The sequence below is a fragment of the Aureimonas flava genome (genome assembly GCF_003583935.1).
Taxonomy (GTDB): domain Bacteria; phylum Pseudomonadota; class Alphaproteobacteria; order Rhizobiales; family Rhizobiaceae; genus Aureimonas; species Aureimonas flava.
In genome coordinates, this window is the sequence record NZ_QYRN01000002.1 from 361,408 (window position 1) to 382,707 (window position 21,300).

The following is a 21,300-nucleotide window of genomic DNA, read 5'->3' on the forward strand; positions in this document are numbered from 1 at the left end:
TCAGCGTTCGCGCAGCGATTCCCCGACGTTGCGCAGCACCGGCTGGACCAGGTATTCCAACACCGAACGCCCTTCCGTCGGGATCACCACGGACGCGTCCATGCCCGCGACCAGCCGCTCGCGCACGTCCGCCGGCAGCGTGTCCCGGTCGATCTCCACCTCGGCGGCATAGGCGGGCGGCTGGCTGGGATCGCTCGCGGCCACCGTGTCGCGCGACAGGGTGACGAGGCGCCCGGTGACCCGCTCGCGCCGGAACTTCATCAGCGTCCCGGGATGCACCTCCACCGCCATGCCCTGGTGGACGCGGTCGATCTCGCTCGCCGGGATGCGCACCCGCACCCGCATCTCCTCGCCTTCCGGCACCACCTCCAGGATGGTCTCGCCGGCGCGCACCACGCCCCCCACGGTGAACTGCCGCGAGGCCTGGACGGTGCCCGCCACGGGCGAGCGGATGGCGGAGCGCGACAGGGTGTCCAGCGCCACCTGCCGCTCCTGGCGCAGCGCGGCGATCTGGCGCCCCACCTCGATCAGCTTGGCCGAGGCCTCCTGACGGTAGTCCTTGCGCAGGGCCTCGCGCTTCTGTTCGATCTCGGCCAGCTTGTCGAGGCCCTTGCGCTCGTCGTTGCGGCTCTTGCGGATCGTGCCCTCGAACTGCGCCTTCTGCCGCTCCAGCGTGGTGAGGCGGCTGAGCGCGACGAGACCCTTGTCGAAGAGCGGGCGCACGCTCTTCAGCTCGCGGGCGATGCTGGCGAGCTGGTCGGAGGCCGCCTGCGCGTCGAGCTTGGTCTGGGCGATGTCGTTGCGCGCCTGGCGGCCCTGCGTGTCCAGGAGCTCCAGCGAGCCCGCCAGGACCTGACGCCGCTGCTCGAACTCGCGGTAGTTGTCCTGCAGCTCGCCGCCGTCGAGGCCGCGCATCAGAGAGGCCGCCTCCTCGGGCAGCACCATGAAATCGGCCATGTCGCGCTGGGCGACGAGGCGTGCCTCCGTCGCCAGCGCACCGGCCAGCGCCTGTGCGGCCGCGGCGGTGGCGGCCTGCGAGCGCGTCGTGTCGAGGCGCAGCAGCACTTGGCCCGCCTCCACCCGGTCGCCGTCGCGCGCCAGGATCTCCTCCACGATGCCGCCCTCGAGGTGCTGGATCGACTGGCGGTGCGATTCCACCGCGAAGGTCCCGTTGGCGACCACCGCCGAGTTGACGTGGGCGAAGGCCGCCCAGCCGCCGCACAGGCCGACCGACAGCGCCAGCACGATCCAACCGGCGCGCAGCGAGCCGCGCCAGTCGGTGTTCGGGGCGGGCACCTCCAGCAGCGGGGCGGCCCGTGCGCCGGGATGGGCGAGCGGCGGAGGGGCGGCGCTCATCCGCCGGTTCCCGTGCGCGGAAGGTCGATCAGCGGCGGCTGCGGCCCCTCGCGGAAGCGCGGCAGGCGGTTGAAGATGCGCTCGCGCGCGCCGATCGCCTGCACCACCCCCTCGTTGAGCACCAGGAGGTCGTCGCAGAAGCCGAGGAGGCTGATGCGGTGGGAGACAACGATCACCGCCGCCCCGTCGTCGCGCAGGCGCTGCATGGTGCGCCCCAGCACCTGCTCGGCGCCGGCGTCGAGGTTGGAGTTGGGCTCGTCCAGCACCACCAGCCGCGGAGCGCCGTACACGGCGCGGGCCAGCGCGACGCGCTGGCGCTGGCCGCCCGACAGGACGTGGCCGCCGGGACCGCCGAGGCGCGTCGCGTAGCCGTCCGGCAGGCCGCGCATGATGTCGTGGATGCCGGCGAGCTCGACCGCCGCCAGGATCCGTTCGCTGCTGGCGTCCGGGTCGAAGCGGGCGATGTTCTCGGCGATGGTGCCGGGCAGGAACTCGACGTCCTGCGGCACGTAGCCGACATGGCGGCCGAGCTCGTCCGGGTCCCAGTGCGACAGGTCCTGTTCGCCGAACACGATCGTGCCGCGGACCGGCTTCCAGATCCCGGTGACCAGCCGCGACAGGCAGGACTTGCCCGCCCCGCTCGGCCCCACCACGCCGAGGATCCGGCCGGGCGCCAGCGAGAACGACACGTCGTTGATCACCGGCCGGGCCATGCCGGGCGGCCCGCCCACGAGGCGGCTGACCCGCAGCTCTCCCGCCGGCGCGGGCAGCGACATCGGCCGGGGCGCCGCCTCGATGCCGCGCAGCAGCGCGTCGAGCCGGCGCGCGGCGGAGGCGAAGGACTGAATCTGGCTCCAGTTGTTGATGATGTGCTGGAGCGGCCCCTGCGCGCGCATCATCACCATCAGGACCACGAACAGCACGGAAAGCTGGATCCGGTCCGACAGGAACAGGAAGCCGCCCAGCCCGTAGACCACGATCATCTGCCCGTTCTGCACCATGCGCGGCACCAGGCCGATGCGCGCGGCGCGCGCCCCGGCCAGGCCCCGCCAGCCGAGCCCGTCGCGGTGCAGCGCGTACCAGCGCTCGGCCAGCGCCGGCAGCATGCCCATGACGCGCAGCGCCTCGGCGTTGCGCGACACGGCGAGGCCGAACTCGTTGGCCTCGCCGTCGAGCCGCTGCGCCGCCGCCAGATGGGCCGAGACCCAATAGTGGGTGGCCAGCGAAGCGGCCGCCGAGAAGGTGAGGAGGCCGAGCATCAGGAAGCCGAACGCGGCGTTGATGAAGAACATCGCCAGCACGAAGAGCGGCGACCAGAAGGCGTCGATCAACGCCGACAGGGAGGGGCCGCACAGGAAGCGGCGAACGGTCTGGAGATCGGCCAGCGCCTGGGCGGCGGGCACGCCGGCGCGCCCCTGCCCCCGGTTCACCGCGTCGAAGCAGACGCGGGTCAGGCGCTCGTCGATCACCAGCCCCATGCGCTCCAGCACCTGGCCGCGGATCTGCTCCATCACCGTGTAGGTGGCCGCCACCACCGCCGCGATCACCAGAAGCGTCGCCAGCGTCGAGGCGTTGCGGCTGGTGCCGACGCGCTCCACGATGCTCATCGGCACCATGGACATGGCCATGAACAGGAACGGCAGGAAGAAGCCGAAGGCGAAGAGGTTGAGATAGCCGAAGGACAGCGTGCGGACGATGCCGAGGAGCGGCGAGGACAGGGCGGGCTTCACGCGCCCCCCGTCCCGGCGGCCGGGCGCGGCAGAACCGGGCGCGGCGGGGCCGGGGGCGCGCCGGTCGCCCCGTCTCCCGCCCCGCGGCGCTTCCCGGCGCTCCGGGGATCGCGCATGGCTCGTTCCTTTCCGGCTGCCGCCGTTGCCTCGAGGTTGGGGTCGGGCGGGATCGAAGCCGCCCGCCGTCCGTTGTTCCGGCGGCGCGCAGGAGCCGTCGCCGCGTCTTCGAGGAAAACTCGCACGGGGGGAGTAAAGCTCTGTTTAAAAAGGCGACGCCGCCCCGCATCCCGCACCCCGCGCTCGTACCCCCGCCCGCACCCGCGCCCGCGCCGTCTCCGCCGCGGCGACGTCGCGTCCTCGGGGGCGCGCTGGCGGCCGGGCTGGCCGCCAACACGGGCGCTGCGTCAGGAGGCGAGCCCCCCGCGCTCCGGCTGGCGGCCGACCCGGCGCGCGAGCGCCTCCTGTTCGATCACGGGCGCGACGCGTGCGAGACCTGGGACATCCCGGACACGCCGAGCCGGGCCTTCCGCGACGCGCGCGGAACGATCCACCTGTTCCAGAGCCATCACCGCGCGCGGGCTCTGACGGGGCCGGACTTCGCCTCGCTGCGCCACGCCTGCGCCGTGTCCTTCGAGGGCGGCGGGCGGGACGATCCGGCCTCCTTCGACAACCGGAGCTGGATCGCCAGCACCTTCTCGCCCGACGGGCGCACCGTGCACGCGGTGGTGCACGACGAGTATCGCGGCCACGCGCCGGACACCTGCGGGCCGGAGGCGGCGGGCGCGTGCTGGTACAACACCCTGACCGCCGCCGTATCGACGGACGGAGGCGAGAGCTTCCGGCCGGCCGAGCCGCGCCTCGTGGCCGCGCTGCCGCGCCGGGCGGACGAGACGCGCGGACACCATGCCGGCCTGTTCGAGCCGACCAACATCGTGCCCGTCTTCGGCGGCTTCGCGATGATGGCCAACGTCGTCGCCCCGGCGCCCCAGCGGCCGGGCAACTGCCTCCTGCGCACGGACGACCTTGCCGACGCCTCGCGCTGGCGGGCCTGGACCGGCGACGCCTTCGCGACGCGCTTCGCCGACCCCTATGCCCGAGACCTCGATCCGGCCGCGCACCTGTGCGAGCCGATCGACCCGGCCGCCCTGCCCTGGCCGGTGACGAGCCTGGTCCGCCATCGGGGCTCCGGCCTGTGGATCGCCACCATGAAGGGCCGGCGCGCCGACGAGGCGGGGGTGGAGCGGACCGGCGTGTTCTACGCCACCAGCCCCGACCTCCTCCATTGGCGGGGGCCCCGGCTTCTCCTGGAATCGCCGCTGATGGGCAGCGGCACGCCCTGCGCCCCGCAGCGCCCGATCGGCTACCCGGCGCTGATCGATCCGGCCAGCGCGGACCGCAACTTCGCCTCGGTCGGCGACCATCCGTCCCTCACCTTCGTGCGGGCCCGGCTCCGCGGCTGCGAGCTCGGGCCGGAGCGCGACATCGTGATCGTGCCGGTGGAGATCGGGGCGCCCTGAGGCGCCCTCACATGCGGGTCGTCACCCCGTTCTTCTCGATGAAGGCCTTCATCCGGTCGTAGCGTTCGGGGAAGCGCTGCGCGAAGCGGGCGAAGCGCGAGGGCGCGAGCGCCTCGGCCAGCGTCTGGCGCTCGAACTCGGCCGGCGTGTAGATCGGCAGGTCGAAGGTCTCGGCCAGCTCGCGCGAGCGCGTGTCGTAGGAGAACAGGACGCCCGGCACGCCCATGGCCACGGCCGGCAGCACCGCGTGGACCCGGTAGCCGAGCGCCGCGTCGAACTGGGGCGCGTAGACGTCGTAGTCGCCCGGCGCGCCGACATAGTAGAGGCGCTGCTCGTAGAGCGCCTTGAGCCGGGCGCCCGTGGTCTCGTCGAACCAGCCCTCGGCCACCAGCTTGGCGGTGGCGCGCTGCTGGTGAACCGGTGCCCGGAAGAAGAACGCCTTCTCCTCCGGCTCGCCGTGGCAGGACAGGTAGAGGTCGGCGGCAAGGTCGAGCTTGGCGATGATGCGCTTCTGCGTGGCGGTGAAGTCGGCCGGATCCACCGCGTAGGTCGAGCCGACCTCGCGGCGCAGCGAGAAGGTGACGCGCCGCGGCCCCCCCTCCGCATGGCGCAGAGCCATGGCCCGGTCGCGCGCGCGGAACATGGACGGGCAGCCGACGATCTCCAGGTTGTGGATGCCGTTGCGGTGGAGCGTCTCGGCCGAGAAGGCGCCGCGCACGCCGATCGTGGCGCGCTCGGCGATCGCCTCCCACAGGCGGCGGCCCTCCGGCGGCAGCACGATCGGGCGCTCGGTCTCGGCCTGCGCGCCGACGCCGATGCACAGGACCGGCAGGTCCAGGGCCTCCAGCCATTGCGGGAAGTGGCCCCAGTCCATCGCCTCGTGGATGTAGTTGGAGCCTCGCAGGAGGATGAAGTCGCAAGCGTCCCGGACGCGGGCGACGCCCTCGTCCGTCACCGGTTCGTCGATGTTGAGCGAGACGCCTTGCGCGTAGTCCACCAGGCGCAGCGTGGAATCGTACACGCAGATGTCGCCCGTGTTGTAGTAGTCCTCCAGCGTGTTTCGGAACGGCACGTCGAACCACACGGCCTCGTGGTTGTTGAGCCGCCGGCCGGAATACTTCACCAGGGCTGCGCGCATGGGGTCCAACCTTCGTGTGGGGTCGCCGGGAAATGCAGGAACCGGCCGAGCATGGGCAAGAATGATTAAGCTTCGATGGGAGCCCGGCGTCAGCCGGCGCCGAACAGGCCCGGCTCGAAGCGCGGCGGGTGCCGGCGCGGCAGCGCGGCCGGCGCATGGAGGAGCCGCATCGCCTCCGGCACGCAGACGCCGGCCATGTCGTAGCGCTCCACCACCGTGCGGCGGGCGGCGGCGCGCATCCGGCCGAAGCCCTCGGGCTCGGCCAGCACCCGCGTCACCGTCGCGGCGAGCGCCGCCGGGTCGTGGAAGGGCACCAGCAGGCCGTTGCTCCCGTCGATCACCTCGCGCACCGGCGGCGTGTCGGAAGCCACCACCGCGCAGCCCGTGGCCATCGCCTCCAGGCACGACCAGGACAGGACGAACGGGTAGGTCAGGTAGACGTGGGCGCGCGACACCTTGAGCACGTCGAGATAGCGCGCGAAGGGCAGGTGGCCGAGGAAGTGGACGCGCGACAGGTCGATCTCGCCCGCCACCTCGTTCAGGAACACCCGGTGCCAGCTCTCGCCGGAGGGCGGCCGCTGGCCGTAGGACACGTCGAAGCCGCCGACCACCAGGACGCGCGCCGCCGGTCGGCTCCTCAGGATCGCCGGCAGGGCGCGGCAGAACACGTGGTAGCCCCGCAGCGGCTCGAGGTTGCGCGCCACGAAGGTCACCGTCTCCTCGCCCGCGCGCAGAACCGTGCCGTCGTCGAGCCGCAGCGTGGCCGACGGGTCGGGCGCCACGAGGCGCGTGTCGACGCCCTCGTGCACGGTCCGGATCTTGGCCCGGAACTCGGCGGGAAAGGTCGAGCGCTGCCAGCGCGTCGGCGACAGGGCGAGGTCGCAGTCGGCCAGGGCCAGGAGGCTCGCCGCGTTGCGCGCGTGGAGGCCCACCAGACCGTCCAGGCCGAGCTCGGGAAACTCGGGGTCGAAGTTCACGTCGGAATCGCGCGGGCGGTAGAAATACTCGCAATACGCGGCGAGCCGCGCGTCGGGAAAGGCGGCGCGCAGCGGCATCGCCTCGCCCCAGCCCGAATGCGCCACCACGATATCGGGCGTGAAGCCGGAGGCGCGCAGCATGGTGGCGACGTAGAGCGTCTGCTCGGCGCGCCGGGCCTCGCCGTCGAAGCGGCGGGCGAAGGGATGGGTGGCCGCCAGCGAGCCGGGCGGCAGCGCGTAGCGGTGCAGCGTCACGCCCGGCAGCGGGCGCGAGCCCTCCGCCCCGATCGCCCGCACCTCGTTCTTCGGGTCGGCGCCCAGATGCAGCGCGAGGTGCCGGAACTGGGCGGGAAAGTTGTTGTGGACGAACAGGTACTTCATGCCGCGGCGGGCGCGCGCGCCGCGCCCTCCCCCGTCTTGCGCGCCCGCCCCGGCTCGGGCGCCGGCTCGGCCGGCGGCGGGGCGGCGAACTCGGACAGATCGCCGATGGCGAGGATGTCGAAGAGGTCGCTGCCGTCGAGCGCGAAGTTCATCGCCTCCAGACCGGCCAGCACGATGTCGGCGGGCTCGGCCGGGCGCGGCTCCTCGCGCCCGGCGCCGGTCGCCGCGCTCCGGGCGGACGGCTGCGGCAGGCGGTCGGGATGGAAGTGGCGGCGCGAGAAGGCCAGCGCGGCGGCCAGGTCCAGCGGCAGGAAGGAGCGCGCCGCCAGCGCCGCCGCCGCGCCCTCGTCCAGCGCCGCGAGGCGTCCGGGATCCACCGTGTGGTCGGCGGCGGGCGCCCCGGCCGGGTCGCGCAGCGGCACGAGGACGTTGGTGATGCGCAGGAGCTCGAGCGCCGCCGACAGGCGCACCGCGCCGGCGCGCATGGCCAGCAGCGCGCTGCGCACGCCCGCCATCTCCGCCGACAGCGTGCCGGCGGCGGGGTCCGCGCAGACCGGCATGCCCCAAGGGCCCACCAGCCCGGCATCCGACACCACGTCGATCTCGTCGATCGGCCGCGCGCCGCGCCGGTTCGACAGGACGAACGGGTGGGTGCGCAGCGCCAGCGGGCGATAGCCGGCCTGCCACCGGCCGGCCGCGTCCACCGCCGGGCGGCGGCCGAAAGCCGGGTGCACCAGGGCGCCGAGCCGGGGCATGCCGCCCAGCACGCGCACGGCGAGCGGCAGGTGGTGGGAGGTCAGGTGGAACTCGGTGTCGTTGACCGGGATCCAGGCGAGCGAGGCCGCGAAGCCGAAATGCTCGGGCGGGCGGAAGCGCGCCCCGGCCATCGCGGCGAGCGGTGTCAGCGTCAGGGTCATCGCGGCGCGCTTTCGGCCGCGGCGGCGCGGGCGGCGGCGAGCAGGGCGGCGGCGCGGAACAGCGACAGGCGGTGCAGCCCCAGGAGGCGGGCCGCGGCCATGCCGAACCGGGCGATCACCGGCTCGAGCCGCGGCGTGTCGAAGGCGCCCGCCGGCACCACGGCCAGTCCCTCGATGTCGCAGGTGCGGCCGTGCCCGAGGTCGAAGCGCAGCGGCCAGGGCTCCAGCAGGCCGAGCTCGCCCAGCGCCCGGCCGATCGCGGCGGTGCGCGCGAAGTCGCGCTCGAACAGCGAAAGGGCGCGCAGGCGCAGCTCGGCGCCCTTGCTGAGGCGCCCGTCGGCGGTGGTGATCGGCGCGCCGGCGTCGGTCGGCAGATCGGCGCCCGCCACGTCCAGGAGGCGCGGGTTCTCCGCTTCGCGCAAGGGTCCGGCGGGAAACACGAAAGGGTAGGCCTGGAGGAGCAGCGGCAGGAGCGGCAGCGCCTCGGCCGTGCCGGGTGGGAAGCCCGAGCCGTCTTCCAGGAGGGAGCGCAGGACGCACAGGCGCGGCCCCTCCTCGCCGCGCTGCCAGACCACGGGAAAGGCGGGGGCCAGCCGCTCGGCCTCGGCGGCCACGATCGGCACCAGCCCCGCCCGGCGCGGCAGGGGGTAGGAGAAGGGCGAATAGATGCGCGCGGCCATGCGCTCGCCCGTCAGCGGCTCGGCGCGCTCGCAGATCACCGGCGCTCCTCCGGCCGGCAGGGCACGAAGGCGGCGAAGGGCAGCGGCGCGTCGCCGGCCCGGAAACCGACGCTGGCGTCGAGGTCGAGCAGCAGCAGGGTGCGGCCGCCGAAGGCGTATTCCAGCGCCGCCCCGGCCTCGGCCGGCGGGCCGCCGAGATGGGACCCCTCCACGAGGTCGAGCCGGCGCTCGGCCGCCGCCCAGAGGCCGATCGCCGGCGGCGCGTGGGGAAAGGCCTCGCGCAACGCCCGGCGGATGGCGGGCAGGTCCGCCCCGCGCACCTCGTCGCGGATCTCGCAGTCGATCGCCGTCTGGAGGTACAGTTCCAGGAGGTCGGCCGCCTGGAGCGCCACCTCGTCGCACACCGCGCGCGCGTCGCGGTTCCGGCGCTCGATGGGCAGCGTCAGCGGATGGGCGCCGAAGCGGGCGAGGCCCCGCAGGGCGTCGTGCTGCGCCTGCGCCAGCCAGCCGCGTCCGAGCATCCAGGACAGGGCCGCCGGATCGCGCCCCTGCCGGCGCCGGTCCTGCGTCAGCGCCTCGCGCGGGGCGAGCGCCGTGGTGCCCTGCTTCAGGAGCAGCGTGCCCCCGTCCAGGCGCACGTCGAGGACGCGCGGGTCCTGGCCGGGGGCGAGCGCCACGGCGAAGCCGAAGCCGACGAAGCCGTCGCCGAGCCCGGCATCGGCGAGGTCCTGGCGGAACACCTCCACCCGGCCGCCGCCCACGCAGCGGTCGTCGTGGAAGGCGAGCACCGTCGCTCCGCGCAGCGTCAGCGCGTCGCTGTGGATCCAGCCCTCGACGCGCGAGCGGGTGGCGAGGTCGATGTGGCCGCGGATCATTCGGCGGCCTCGAGCGGCGGCGCGAGGCGCGCGGGCGCGAAGCCGAAGGAGTCGCAGTAGCGCCGCGCCATCTCGGCCGCCGAGATCACGGCGGGCAGGCCGGCGCGCAGCACGGCGGCGTTGCGCGGGTCGGCGGCCAGGCGCAGGGCGCGCAGGAGGTCCGCCGCGTCGCCGAGCCGGAAGTGGAGCCCGGCCACCCCGTCCGGCACCTTCTCGGCCATGCCGCCGATGCCCGTGCAGATGACGGGCGCGCCGGCGCCGAACGCCTCCTGGATCACCACGGGCGAGTTCTCCCACCACTTGGACGGGATCACCACGTAGTCGCACTCGCTCATCAGCCGGTGCACCGACCGGTTGTCGTAGGCGCCCGCGTAGGACAGGAACGGGTGGGCCTTGAGGCTCGTCTCGAACCGTTCGGTGAACTCCGGCCCCTGGCCGATCAGGTTGCCGTGGATGCGCAGCCGCATGGTGGCGGCGAGCGCCTTGTCGGCGCCGATCAGGTCGGCGACGTCGAGCAGCACGTCGACGCCCTTGAACGGGTTGATCTGGCCGAAGAAGCCGAAGGTCCAGCTCCGGTCGCGCTTGGGGCCGCGCATCGGCTCGGCCGGCGCCAGGAGGCCGTTCTCGATCACCCGCATGCGCGCCGGGTCGAGGCCCCAGTCGGTGAAGCGGTCGGCCAGGAACCGGCTCGGCGAGACGAAGCCGTCGAAATCGCCGAAACTGTCGAGCATCGTCTCGCGGCGCATGGCGAACTGCGCGCGCAGGTGCTCGGGAAAGCAGGTGGCGCAGGCCTCGTTGGAGGCGCCCTCGCACAGGATCCGGACCTGGCGCGTGATCATCTGCCCGTGGTTCTGGCAGATCGCCAGGAACTCGTGGATGGTGAGGAACGTGCGCATGCCGGGCATCGCCCTGACGGCGCGCAGGGCGCCGAGGCCGAGATGGTAGAAGTGGTGGAAGTTGGCGAGGCCCACCCCCTCGCGCGCCAGGATCTCGACGAGCTGGTCGGACACCGAGCGCGGCGCGAGGTGGTAGAAGTGGTCGTAGCGTTCGGCATCGTGGAACACGGCGAACTCGTGCTCGTCGGCGAAGGCGAGGCGATGGCGCGTGGCGGAGGCGCAGGCCCCGACGTAGATGGCGTCCACGCCGATCTGCCGGAGGCCCCGGAACAGCGCATAGGCCGAGATCTCGGCGCCGCCCTTGGAGAGCGAGGGGTGGCTGTGGGAGATCACCGCCACCTTGGGGCGGGCGGCGGCGGCGGCGTCCGCGCCGGCGCGATTGGCGTTGGCGGGGATCATGCGGCCTCCCGCGCCCGGCCGGCCAGGAGATCGGCGTCGATCATGTCGGCGAGGCGCGAGGCGGCGGCGCGCTCGACGCGCAGCGCGCAGGCCGCGTGGCGTCGGTCGCCGGGCGAGACGGGCAGGCCGCTGTCGCCCAGGAGCCCGCGCGTCAGCACCGGCGCCCCGGCGGCGTGGTCCAGGAAGGCGGGCGTGCTCCAGCCGAAGCAGGCCGCGCCATAGGCGCCGTCCACGCGGTCGGGCCGCCCGGCGTCGTCGAGGATCTCGAAGCGGTCGAGCCCGTGGCCGCGCCGCTCGAGGCTGGCGGCCGCCGCGCGCCAGCCGGCCGCGACGAGGACGACGCCGCGCCCGACATGCACGAAGCGCTCCGGCCCGAGCCGGTCCAGCACGAAGGGCAGCTCGGACAGGACGTCGTGGCCGTGCGGCACGGCGAGAAGCGAGAGCGGGGCCGGCGTCCGGGCGCGCAGCTCCTCGAAGCGCATCAGCGCCTCCGCCCGCCCCCGGCCCTGGTCGGCGACCACGCACAGGCCGGTGCCTGGCGCGAGTTCGGGCAGGTGCCGGGCCAGGCGGTCGAACACGAGGTTGAGGTTGCCCGTCTCGCCCGGCAGGCGCAGCACCACCAACGTCCGGCAGGGCTCGGCCCGCAGCACCGCCGGCGCGCGTCGGGCCCGGCGCAGCTCGCGCCCCTGGGCGGCCAGGAAGGCCTCCCAGAAGGGCTCGTGGCGGATCGCCGGGAACAGGGCGAGGAGTTCCTCGCCGTCGGCCACCGGATCGAGCCGGCGCAGCGTCTTGGGCTCGACGCGCAGCACCGCGCCGGTGCCGTCGTCGTGGACCACGCGCAGCAGCGGGGCGCCACCCGCGTCCAGCGGAAGCGCGCCCTGGAGCACGGTGGAGAACCCGGCGCGCGCCGTGGTGCCGCCCCCGCCGAACACCGCGGCGAGGTCGGCGCGCGGCCGAAACGAGGTGGACGCCTCGTCCGCCGTCAGCACGCAGTCGCCGAGCCGCATCTGGAAGGTCTCGACGCGCTTGGCCGGGCTCACCGCCCAGCCTTCCGCGAAGCAGCCGAAGCCCGGCGCCATCAGCAGCTTGTCGATGCCGCCCTCGGCGGCGATCCCGGCGGCGGCGGCGTTGCCGGCCGCCCAGCCACCGCCCGAATGGAGCACGGCCGCCAGCCCCTCGGCGTGGCCGCCCACCGCCAGCGGCCGCGCCTGGGCGAAGGCGGCGGTGAAGGCGTCGGTCCGCAGCACGCGGGTGTGGGGGCCGTAACGCAGGTGGAACTGCGCGCCGCGGCCGAGATACACGAAGCCGTCGCGCAGCACCGGCGGCGGCTGCCAGCCGGTGTCGAGGAGGCCCACGACGCCCACGCAGGTGGAATTGAGGTCCGGCCGCTCGTAGCGGAACACGGCGCCGCCCGCCGGCAGCTTCTCGCGGTCGGCCACCACGGCGGCGAAGTCGGTGTCGGCGCCGCGCTTCATCCAGCCGACGAACCAGACCTGGCCCTCCGCGCCGACATGCACCGCGTCGATCTGGCCGATGTCGTTGTCGGACAGGGGACGCAGCGGGCGATCGCACAGGGCCAGGGCTTCGGCGCGCAGGCCCGCCAGGCGCCGCAACATGCGCTCGCCGCGCGTGTCCTCGCCGCCCTGCGGCGACATCGCGGCCAGCACCCCGCCGCGCCAGGCGGCGACCAGCTCGGCGACGGACGGGTCGCGCCCGCCCGGCGGCATCAGCCGGACGTCGGTGCCGGCCACGCGCACCCCGACGCGCATCGCGGCGCGGCGCGGCGACAGGCGCGCCAGACGCGCGAAGACCTCGGGGCCGAAGCGGAACGCGGCGCCCGTGGCGCGGCCGAGCCTCAGGTCGCTCGGTGGATGGGGCAGGCCGCTCGCGCCCAGCACCAGCGCGTCATCGCCCACGGTCAGCTCGAGCTCGGTCGGCGCCTCCGGCGCGTCGACGTTGAGCACCCATCCCGTGACGCCGTGCCCCGGATCGGCGCGCTCGACGCGCCCGCACCAGCGTCCGGTCTCGAGTTCCACCAGATCCGTGGCCGCATAGGCGGAAAGGGGAAGGACTTGCAGCATGGCGCGGGGCGAGAAGGAGGAACGCCGGAGCCGGTCCGGCAGGGATGCGAGGCGGTGGGGCGGCGCGCGGGCGGCGGCGCGCGCCCGGTCAGGCGGCCGGCTCGGCGCGCACGATCTCGACCTGGGCGCCCTCGCCCAGCTGGATGTCGCAGCGCGCCCGCGCGTCGAGGATCAGGAGCTGCTCGCCGGTGAGCGGATAGTCGGTGAACGGAACCGCCCCCGCGCCCTCCGAATCGGCCACGTGGGTGCCTTCCGCCACGCGCACCGTGGCGCGGCCGACGGCATGGAGGGCGACCACCGGGGGCGCGGCGCTGCGGGCGACGACGCGCCCCAGCGCGGCCGCGAACTCGGCCGGGCTGCGCACCGTCTCGCACGCGGTGCGCACGTCGGTGCCGGCGTAGGCTTCCAGAAGCGCGGCGGCCACGAGGGCCGGCTTGTCGGCCACCACGGCCTCGTCGCCCGCGTTGCGGCGCAGGAGGCCGCGCTCGTAGGCGCCGAACGACCAGAGGATGCGCAGGAAGTCGAAGTCGGACTGCGACACCCGCCCGTGCTTGAGCGCCCACTTCAGCGACGCCAGGCGCTCGCGCACCTCCTCGCGCGACAGGCCGGCGCGCGCCCGGGCGGCGCCCGCCACGGTGGCGCCGCTCTGCAGGATCACCGCGTCGCCGCCCTCGAGCCGCAGCACCACGGAGCCGACGCGCTCGGCGGCCACGGAGATCGGGAAGCTGAAGCCCAGGTGCCCGTCGCCGATGCCCGCCTCCGCCAGATCGCCGCGAAAGGCCGCGACCTTGCCGGCGCCCACGCACTGGTCGCCCTGGAAGGCGAGGAGCGTGTAGTCGCGCACGCGCCCGTCCGACGTGTAAATCCACCCCTGGATCAGATCGGTACTGGCGAACTCGATGCTTCCCCGGATCATCGGCCATGGCTCCTTCGGCGGATTTTGTCTGTATTGTGAAAGATATTCCTTACACTTCCGTAACCACCCCACGGGCGCATCATGGCGCGTTGCCCGCCTCCGGCGGAGGCCGACGCGACGACGGGAACGAAAACGTTTCATGAATTTTTCGATATTTTCATAATGATTGCGAAAGACTGTATACCCGCTTCATCTGTTGTTTTCCTCGCCGTCAGGAACAGTATTCGTTAACTTGAATATCCCGGCCATCCCGCGTCTCTTGTCGTCATTGAACGAGATGGAGCGACCTGTGGGCGGACTGGAGCGACGCGCGACCTTGAGGGTGGAACGGGGACTGTCGGCCCTGTCCTATCGCGGCGAGACGCCGGCCGCCGGCGAAGCGCCCGAGGTCGAGGTGGTGGCCGTGTCGCCGGGCCTCTCGCTCCTGTGCACGCCCGGCGAGCGGCCGGGCCTCCTGACGGCGCCCGGCCAGGTCCTGGTGGTGGTGGCGCACGAGCCGGGCGCGATCGACGTCGTGATGCGCTCGACCGGTCCGGGCGGCGCGCTGCCGGCGGGCCTCGAACTGCGGCGCATGGGAGCGGAGGCCGAGGCGGAGGCGGCACCCGCCCCGGCGCTGCGGCTGCGGCCGGACCTGCCGGAAGGCGGGGTGGAGTTCCTGCTGCGCGCCCATGTCTCCCTGCGCGGCGACATCGCGGCCCCGCGCGGCCACTGGATCTGCGGGCCGGAAACGCCCGGCCGGATCGAGGGCATCGAGATGCGCGGCGTTGCCGCCGAGCTGCCGCTGGAATACCAGGTGGCGAGCGGCGGGCGCGGCGCGGGCTGGTCGCCCTGGACCCCGGCGGGCGCCTATGCCGGCACGCGCGGACGGGCGCTGCCGCTGATCGGCCTGCGCGTGCGCCTCCTGCCCGACGCCGCTCCCGGCCTCGTCCTCAAGGCCGACGGCGTCTTCCTCGGCTCCTCCGTCGCCACCCGCCAGGGCCGCGAGATCGAGCTGGTCGGTCCGACCCCTCTCGACCCGCTGGTCGGCGTGCGCCTCGACTTCGCGGCGGCGGGTCGGGCGACCCGCCCCGCGCCGCCCACCCCCGTGCGCCAGCCGAGCCGTCTGCGTGTGTTCCGCCGGCCGGCGCCCGAGGTGGACGCCGCCGCCTGACATTCGCGCGCCGGCGCCACGCCTCGGACGGGCACCGGTTCCAAGGGCCATGAATGGCTGAGATCTACACCTATTCGATGAACGCGAGCTACGGGTCGATGACCCCGGACGCGTCGGATCACATCAACAGCGTGCTGGCCGATCTCGGATTGGACGGCACCGCGGGCGACGTGTCCGGCGCGGCGCCCTCGACCGCCGATGCGGTGGGCACGCTCAACGACCTCACCGCCCGCCCCGACACGGACGCCGCGACGTCGGGCACCGACGCCTCGACGGACCAGGCCGGATCGATCCTGACGGGATCGGGCGCCGGGACCGGCGACCACGCCGCGTCCGCCGCGCTCACGCCGGAGCCGACCGCCGAACCCGTCGCCGCGAGCGTGCCGCACGCGACCGACCTCGATGCCGGCACCGTCTCCGCCTCGGCGGCCGATCTCGGCACGGACACCGCCACCGCCACCGCCGCCACGGGCGCCGACAGCCTGTCCGGCTCCCACGCCGCCGGGTCGGACGCTCTCGGGGGCCTCGGCACGGACACGCTCTGGGGCAGCGACGGCACGACGCACGACCTGTCCGGCCTCGCCCCCGTTCCGGCGGGCACCGATACGATGCACGCGGCCGGCGGCATGGACACGATCTACGGCGGCAACGCCACGATCTACGCCTCGGGCCATTCCACGACGCTCGGCACCGACACGGTGCTGGCCGGCGGCGAGGCGACCACGATGGACGGCTCGGCCTCCGCCCAGCCCCTCCAGGCCGACGGCTCGACGAGCTTCGCCGACCTGCCGGGCGGCTCGGGCAGCGACACGATCCTCCTGCACGACGGCGCGGGCTCGGCTATCGCGGCCACCGGCGACGACGCCCACGCGGCGGCCTATTCCGCCTATGACGGCTTCGGCGGCGACGCGGCCAACGCCTCCGTGCTCGCCTACGGCTCGCCCGACAGCGTGATCGGCGGCGACGGCTCGGACCATTTCGCGCTTCTCGGCTACGACGGCTACGGCACCGGGACGGGCGACGACGGAACCGCGTACCACGACCCCTATCTCGCGGACGGCCAGGTCACCCATTCCGACGCGGGAACCTTCGTGTCCTACGCGGACGGCTACGACCCCGGCTATTCCGGCACGGACCAGCTCCCGTTCGAGGATACGGTGATGGCGAGCGGAAGCGCCGGGTAAGGCGCCGTTTAGGGATCGCGGTGCAGTCTGGCGGCGCCCGGCTGCGCCCTCGCGCGCGCCGTGCCTCCGACCGCAGCCCCGTCCCGCCCCCGCCCCACCGTCCGCAACGAGCCCGTCCGCCGATGTCCGCCGCCCCCCAGACCGCAGGCCTTCGCGACAGGGCGCTGGCCGCCCGAGCGGCGGGCGACAGGGCGCTCGCGCTGGCGCTGTTCCGGGAGGCCGGCGACCCGTGGAGCCGCAGCGACGCCGCCGCCGAGCTCCTGGCCCTCGGCCGCGCGGCGGAGGCCGCCGTCCTCGCCGAGGCCCTGGCGGCCGAGCGGCCCGACTTCGCCCCCGCGCACCGGACGCTCGGTCTGATCGCGCGCGCCCGGGGGGACCACGCCGCCGCGCACGGCCATTTCGGTGCCGCCGCCGCGCGCGACCGGGCCGACCTTTGGAACGCCTATGACGGCGCGCAGGCCCTTCGCGCCCTTGGCCGGACCGACGAGGCGGACGCGGCGCTGCGCGCCCTGGCCGGCGCGACGCCGCTGCCGCACGCCCTGCGCGCCCTGGGCGACGCCGCCCGGATGCGCGGCGACGCCGACGGCGCGCTGGCCGCGCTTCGCGTGGCCGCCGACCTCCTGCCCGCCGATCCGTGGTTCCTGCTGGACCATGCCGAGGCGCTGGCGGCGCTCGGGCGCCTGGCGGAGGCCGAGGAGGCGCTCGGCGCCCTCGCCCGGCGCCATCCCCGCTTCGCCGGCGCGCCCCGCGCCCTGATGCGCCTTGCCGCGCGCCGGGGCGACCGCGCGGCGCAGATCGATCACGCGCGCGCGCTCGCGTGCCTCGACGCGGACGCGGGCACGCTGGACCTTGCCGACGCGCTCCTGGACGCCGGCCAGACCGCCGAGGCCGAAACGCTGGCCGCCCGCCATCTGGCGCGGCGCGGCGCGGCGCCCCGCCCCCTGCGGCTCCTGGCGCGCGCCGCGCGGCAGCGGGGCGAGGGCGAGCGGGCGCTGGCCCACACGCGCGCCGCCTGCCGCCTGCTGCCGGACGCGGCGCCGCTGCGCGCCGAACGGGCCGCCGACGCGCTGGCGATCGGGCGGCTGGAGGAAGCCGAGAGCGAGGCGCGCGCGGCGCTGGCGATCGACCCGGCCTCCCCGCACGCCGCCCGGACGCTGGCGCAGGTTCTGCGCGCGCGCGGCCGGGAGGCCGAGGCCCTCGAGCTGATCCGCGCGCTCTGGGCCGAGGGCGCCGGACCGGCGCAGGCCGGCTTCGAGCTCGCCGCCGCGCTGCGCGACGCCGGCGAGCTCGACGCGGCGGAGCGTGTGCTGGAATCCATCGCCGCCCGCCCGGACGCGGCGCCCGAGGCGCTGGTGGAGCTTGCCCTCCTGGCACGGCGCCTCCGGGGGGGCGAGGCGGCCCGCGACCGACTGGACGCGGCGCTGCGGCTCGACCCGGCACAGCCCCGCGCGCTCCTGTGCCTCGGCGATCTGGAGCGCGAGACCGGACGCTTCGGATCGGCCGAGGAGGCCTATCGCAAGGCGCTCCGGGCCCGCCCCGGCTTCGGCTGGGCCCATGTCGGCCTGGCGCTGCTGGCCGAGGCACGAGGCGACGGCGCGGCGGCGGAAGCGGCGCTGCGCGCGGCGATCGATGCCGATCCGGCGGAGGCGCATCCGCGCATCGTGCTGGCGCTGCGGCTCGCCGAGCGCGGCGAGGCGGAGGCCGCCCGCGCGCTGCTCGACACCGTGCCGGACACGGCCCCGCGCGCCGCCGAGGCGGCGCTGGTCCGCGCCCGCATCCAACGCCTTGCGGGCGACGCCGCCGGCGCCGTGACGCTTCTCTTCCAGGCCGCCCGTCGCTGGCCGACGCGGCCGGACCTCGCCGTGGAGGCAGCCGAGGAGGCGCTGCGGCTCGGCCGCGCCCGCGAGGCGCTGCAACTGCTGGCGGAGGCCGAGGCGCGCGCGCCCGGCCATCCCGCGCTTCTGGAAGCCCGGGCCCGGCACGCCCTGGCGCGGGACGACCTCGACACGGCCGGCGCGCTGCTCGCGCAGGCGTCGGCGCGCGATCCCGCCCGCCTGTGGCCGCAGCTCACGGAGGCGCGGCTCCAGGCCATGGGCGGCGCGCCGGACCAGGGCCTGGAGCGCTTTGATGCGATCGCCCGCCGCTTCGGCGACCGGCCGGAGATCGCGCTGGCACGGGCCGAGCTCCTGCGCCAGATCGGCCGGCCCGACGCGTGCGAACGCGCGTTCGACGCCGCCCTGGCCGCCGGGGCGACGCCCGCGCTCCGCACCGCCGCCGCGCTGGCGGCGGTGGAAGCGGGCCGGCTCGCGCGCGCCGAGGCGCTGCTGTCGGACCGCCGCGCCGGCACCCGCGCGGACGAGGCGCGAGTTGGCTTCGCAAGGGCCCAGCTCGCGGCCGCCCGCTGGGACTTCGACACGGCGATCCGCGAAGGCGAGGCCGCCGTGCGCCTCCAGCCGGCCGACGGCTGGTACCGCAACCGCCTCGCCCACGCGTCGCTCCTCGCGCTGGAGATCCCGCGCGCGGCGTGCGTTCTGGCCGAGGCGGCGGCGCTGGAAGCCGGCGCCAACGCGCTGCGCGGCAAGTCGGCCAATCCCTCGCAGAGCCACTACGGACAGCTCCTGGACGAATTCCGGCTGGACGCGGAGGCGCTCGCCGCCCTGCGCGACGCGCTCGCCCGCCCGCCCGCCGAGCGCGGCGAGGCGATCGCCGCCACCGTGCGCGCCTTTCCCGACCACACCGGCGCGGCGATCCTCCACTTCATCGAGGCGCGGCGCGGCGGCGCGCTGACCGCGATGTGCGGGGCGGGCGACGGCGGCGTGCCGCGCACGGTGCACCAGTTCTGGACCGAGCCGGACGTGCCGGCCGACGTCGCCGCCTTCATGGCGAGCTGGCGCGAGCGCAATCCCGGCTTCCGGCACCGGGTGTGGAGTGGGCCGGAAGCGGACGCCTACCTGACGGCGCATGCCGCTCCGGCGGTGCGCGCCGCCTTTCGCCGGGCGCGCGAGCCGGCCATGAAGGCCGACCTGTTCCGCCTCGCGCTCCTCGCGCACGAGGGCGGCGTCTGGGCCGATGCCGACGACCGCTGCCTCCGGCCGATCGCGCCGCTCCTGGCGCGCGGCGCCGGCCTTCTCGCCTATCAGGAGGACCTCGGCTCGCTCGGCAACAACTGGCTGGCGGCGCGTCCCGGCCATCCGGTTCTGGCGCGCGCGCTGCGCGAGGGGACGGACGCGGTGAACCGGGGCGACGGCGACATCCTCTGGCTCGCCACCGGTCCCGGGCTCCTGACCCGCGTCCTGGCGCGCGCGCGCTGCGGCGCGACGCCGGACGAGGCTGCGGACGCCCTCGTGCTCGACCGCTCGGAGTTCCTCGACCACGTCGCGATCCACTGCCTCGCCGCCTACAAGGCGAGCGAGCGCCACTGGAGCCGCACCGCCTTCGGCGGTCGGCCGCGTCAGGGGGGCGGACGGGCCGCCTGAGGCTCAGGCCGCCGGGCGTGCCGTGTCGGGAAACAGGACGCGGGCGCGCGCGTCCAGCGCGCGGCGCACCGACAGCGGCACCTGCCGGCGCGACTTGGCGCGGGGCAGCGCCATCTCCGCCATCGGCGCGACGTCCGGGTGCATCGACTGGCGCTCGGCCCCGTTGTCGAAGGCGAGATGCTCCAGATTGTCGACGAAGCTTTCCGCCGGCAGCCCCTCGGCGAGGAGCAGCGCGTGCCGGGCAAGCTCGACATGCAGGTAGAGGATCGTGTCCCCCGCCGCTGTTTCACGTGTGACGCCGATCCCGTCCACCAGCGTCGAGGCGTGCGCGAGGATGCCGCCGATGCCGATGGCATGGTCGGGCGACACCAGGAGGTCGCGCGCCGGAACGCCGGGAGCCACGGCCCCGGCGCGGATGCGGATCGGCAGAACCCGGAGCGGGTCGGCGAAGCGGGTCGCCACCGTCTGCCGGCCGATCCATCGTACCGCCTCCGCGGCTCCGTCCGCCGTGAGCACCAGGTCGCCCGGCCGCAGGTCCTCCACCGCCACCGGCCCGGCGGGGGTCGCGAGCCGCGTGCCGGGCCGGAAGCACACCGGCGCGACGTCCACCCCGATCGCGCCGGTGGTCGCGGCATCGCCCGCGGTGGCGCCCACGGGGCCCGATCCCGAGCCGCCCGCGCCGGTGGCGGCAGCGTCGCCACTCGCCGCCCCGGCGCCCCCGCTCGCTCCCGAGCCGACGCCCGAACCCGTGGCGGTGCCGCTGGACGAGCCGCCGGCCGCCGCCATCGCGTCCTTGGCGGCCGCCTCTGCGGCGCTCCCGCCGCTCCCCGAGCCCGAGGCCGTCTCCGTTCCGTCGGACGCGCCGCCGCCCCCTTCGCCGCCCGCGCTCTCCGATCCGCCGGCCTCGCCCGAGCCGCCCGCCGCCGCGCCGTCCCCGGATGCGGCGGTGCCCTCGCCGCGATCGGCGCCGCTCTCGCGCGCGGCGCCCCCGGCGGAGGTCGTCCCGCCGGCACCACCGGCCGCCGCCGCGCCCGAGCCGCCGGCCGTGCCCGCACCGCCGACGCCCGTCGCGCCCTGACCCGTGCCGGGTGCGGCGGCGGCTCCCGGAGCGCCGGCGAGCCGCGTGGCGGCCGCGTTCGCCGCGCCGCTGCCGCTCGTGGCCGCCGGCCCGGCGCTCTGGTGGCTCTCGCCCGACCCGTCGCCGGTGCCCTCGCGGCCGGCGGTGCCGCCCGCTTCCGCATCGGCGGCGGCGGCCTCGCCGCCGGCGCGCGCCGTGCCGCCGCTTGCGGCCGCCATGGCCGCGCCCGGCGTCGCGGCCGCCGAGGCGATGCTGCCCGACATGGCGACGCTGGCCGCCGCCGAGGTGTTCGCGCCGCCCGTGGACGAGGCGCCGCCCGGCCGGTCGCGGCCGCCGCCTTCGCCGGCGCCGGCGTCTTCCTGCATGTCCTCGGTCTCGGTCACGGGCCGGTCCTTCGCGGGGCGGATGGGGTCGAGCCTACCTTGCGGCCGGCCCGGCGCGCCCGCAAGCGAGACCTCCCGACAGGGCAAGCAAAGGGTGAACGCGCAGGGGCCGGGGCGCGCGGGGTCAGGCCGCCGCCAGCCAGCCCTGCGATGACGGGCGCCCGAT

General features: G+C 75.5%; 15 protein-coding genes. 4 read left to right on the forward strand and 11 right to left on the reverse strand.

Annotation, left to right across the window (positions count from 1 at the left end; genetic code table 11):
- Together D3218_RS04920 and D3218_RS04925 are read right to left on the reverse strand one after the other, a co-directional pair.
- Nucleotides 1–1,356 carry an HlyD family type I secretion periplasmic adaptor subunit gene (locus D3218_RS04920; protein ID WP_119538777.1) on the reverse strand — a complete coding sequence of 452 codons (1,356 nt, stop codon included), beginning with the start codon at nt 1,354–1,356 and terminating at the stop codon, nt 1–3.
- Nucleotides 1,353–3,086, reverse strand: a complete 1,734-nt coding sequence (locus D3218_RS04925; RefSeq protein ID WP_119538778.1) for a type I secretion system permease/ATPase — start codon at nt 3,084–3,086, stop codon at nt 1,353–1,355. The genes D3218_RS04920 and D3218_RS04925 overlap by 4 nt, the downstream gene beginning before the upstream one ends.
- A 623-nt stretch (nt 3,087–3,709) precedes the next feature.
- Here D3218_RS04925 and D3218_RS04930 point away from each other — a divergent pair.
- A complete protein-coding gene (locus D3218_RS04930) occupies nt 3,710–4,603 on the forward strand; it encodes a hypothetical protein (RefSeq protein ID WP_119538779.1) in 894 nt (297 codons plus the stop codon).
- Between the two features lie 7 nt (nt 4,604–4,610).
- Here the strand turns inward: D3218_RS04930 and D3218_RS04935 are convergent, their stop codons facing one another.
- From D3218_RS04935 to D3218_RS19630, 8 genes are all read right to left on the reverse strand, one after another.
- On the reverse strand, nt 4,611–5,741 hold the full coding sequence (locus tag D3218_RS04935; protein ID WP_119538780.1) for a polysaccharide pyruvyl transferase family protein: 1,131 nt from the start codon (nt 5,739–5,741) through the stop codon (nt 4,611–4,613).
- Between the two features lie 89 nt (nt 5,742–5,830).
- Nucleotides 5,831–7,099: a glycosyltransferase gene (locus D3218_RS04940; protein WP_119538781.1), complete on the reverse strand. Its 1,269-nt coding sequence runs from the start codon at nt 7,097–7,099 to the stop codon at nt 5,831–5,833.
- Nucleotides 7,096–8,016: a SapC family protein gene (locus D3218_RS04945; protein ID WP_119538782.1), complete on the reverse strand. Its 921-nt coding sequence runs from the start codon at nt 8,014–8,016 to the stop codon at nt 7,096–7,098. The genes D3218_RS04940 and D3218_RS04945 overlap by 4 nt, the downstream gene beginning before the upstream one ends.
- Nucleotides 8,013–8,735, reverse strand: a complete 723-nt coding sequence (locus D3218_RS04950) for a SapC family protein (RefSeq protein ID WP_119538783.1) — start codon at nt 8,733–8,735, stop codon at nt 8,013–8,015. The genes D3218_RS04945 and D3218_RS04950 overlap by 4 nt, the downstream gene beginning before the upstream one ends.
- Nucleotides 8,732–9,571, reverse strand: coding sequence for a hypothetical protein (locus D3218_RS04955; RefSeq protein WP_119538784.1), 840 nt, complete (start codon nt 9,569–9,571; stop codon nt 8,732–8,734). Before D3218_RS04955 ends, D3218_RS04950 begins: the two co-directional genes overlap by 4 nt.
- Complete coding sequence (locus tag D3218_RS04960) at nt 9,568–10,866, reverse strand: glycosyltransferase (protein WP_119538785.1); 1,299 nt, start codon at nt 10,864–10,866, stop codon at nt 9,568–9,570. Before D3218_RS04960 ends, D3218_RS04955 begins: the two co-directional genes overlap by 4 nt.
- Nucleotides 10,863–12,947: a hypothetical protein gene (locus tag D3218_RS04965; RefSeq protein WP_119538786.1), complete on the reverse strand. Its 2,085-nt coding sequence runs from the start codon at nt 12,945–12,947 to the stop codon at nt 10,863–10,865. Before D3218_RS04965 ends, D3218_RS04960 begins: the two co-directional genes overlap by 4 nt.
- An 88-nt stretch (nt 12,948–13,035) precedes the next feature.
- Nucleotides 13,036–13,863 carry a hypothetical protein gene (locus D3218_RS19630; protein ID WP_168990413.1) on the reverse strand — a complete coding sequence of 276 codons (828 nt, stop codon included), beginning with the start codon at nt 13,861–13,863 and terminating at the stop codon, nt 13,036–13,038.
- Between the two features lie 277 nt (nt 13,864–14,140).
- Between D3218_RS19630 and D3218_RS04975 the strand changes: the two genes are divergently transcribed.
- The 3 genes from D3218_RS04975 (at nt 14,141) to D3218_RS04985 (ending at nt 19,673) form a co-directional block, all read left to right on the forward strand.
- Nucleotides 14,141–15,013 (forward strand): hypothetical protein, encoded by an 873-nt coding sequence (locus D3218_RS04975; protein WP_119538787.1) that lies wholly within the window; start codon nt 14,141–14,143, stop codon nt 15,011–15,013.
- A gap of 53 nt (nt 15,014–15,066) precedes the next feature.
- Entirely contained in the window at nt 15,067–16,197 is a 1,131-nt protein-coding gene (locus D3218_RS04980) for a hypothetical protein (protein ID WP_119538788.1), read from the forward strand.
- A gap of 122 nt (nt 16,198–16,319) precedes the next feature.
- Nucleotides 16,320–19,673: a tetratricopeptide repeat protein gene (locus D3218_RS04985; RefSeq protein WP_119538789.1), complete on the forward strand. Its 3,354-nt coding sequence runs from the start codon at nt 16,320–16,322 to the stop codon at nt 19,671–19,673.
- A 3-nt stretch (nt 19,674–19,676) separates the two neighbouring features.
- Here D3218_RS04985 and D3218_RS04990 read toward each other — a convergent pair whose 3' ends face one another.
- A complete protein-coding gene (locus D3218_RS04990; RefSeq protein ID WP_119538790.1) occupies nt 19,677–21,134 on the reverse strand; it encodes a Hint domain-containing protein in 1,458 nt (485 codons plus the stop codon).
- Nucleotides 21,135–21,300: the final 166 nt, after the last annotated feature.

Excerpts from the sequence above, each read along its gene's own strand:
- D3218_RS04920 (WP_119538777.1), bottom strand. The coding sequence starts at position 1,356 with ATGAGCGCCGCCCCTCCGCCGCTCGCCCATCCCGGCGCACGGGCCGCC.
- D3218_RS04985 (WP_119538789.1), top strand. The coding sequence starts at position 16,320 with ATGTCCGCCGCCCCCCAGACCGCAGGCCTTCGCGACAGGGCGCTGGCC.
- D3218_RS04945 (WP_119538782.1), bottom strand. The coding sequence starts at position 8,016 with ATGACCCTGACGCTGACACCGCTCGCCGCGATGGCCGGGGCGCGCTTC.
- D3218_RS04975 (WP_119538787.1), top strand. The coding sequence starts at position 14,141 with ATGGAGCGACCTGTGGGCGGACTGGAGCGACGCGCGACCTTGAGGGTG.
- D3218_RS04980 (WP_119538788.1), top strand. The coding sequence starts at position 15,067 with ATGGCTGAGATCTACACCTATTCGATGAACGCGAGCTACGGGTCGATG.
- D3218_RS04935 (WP_119538780.1), bottom strand. The coding sequence starts at position 5,741 with ATGCGCGCAGCCCTGGTGAAGTATTCCGGCCGGCGGCTCAACAACCAC.
- D3218_RS04955 (WP_119538784.1), bottom strand. The coding sequence starts at position 9,571 with ATGATCCGCGGCCACATCGACCTCGCCACCCGCTCGCGCGTCGAGGGC.
- D3218_RS04940 (WP_119538781.1), bottom strand. The coding sequence starts at position 7,099 with ATGAAGTACCTGTTCGTCCACAACAACTTTCCCGCCCAGTTCCGGCAC.
- D3218_RS04960 (WP_119538785.1), bottom strand. The coding sequence starts at position 10,866 with ATGATCCCCGCCAACGCCAATCGCGCCGGCGCGGACGCCGCCGCCGCC.
- D3218_RS04965 (WP_119538786.1), bottom strand. The coding sequence starts at position 12,947 with ATGCTGCAAGTCCTTCCCCTTTCCGCCTATGCGGCCACGGATCTGGTG.
- D3218_RS19630 (WP_168990413.1), bottom strand. The coding sequence starts at position 13,863 with ATGATCCGGGGAAGCATCGAGTTCGCCAGTACCGATCTGATCCAGGGG.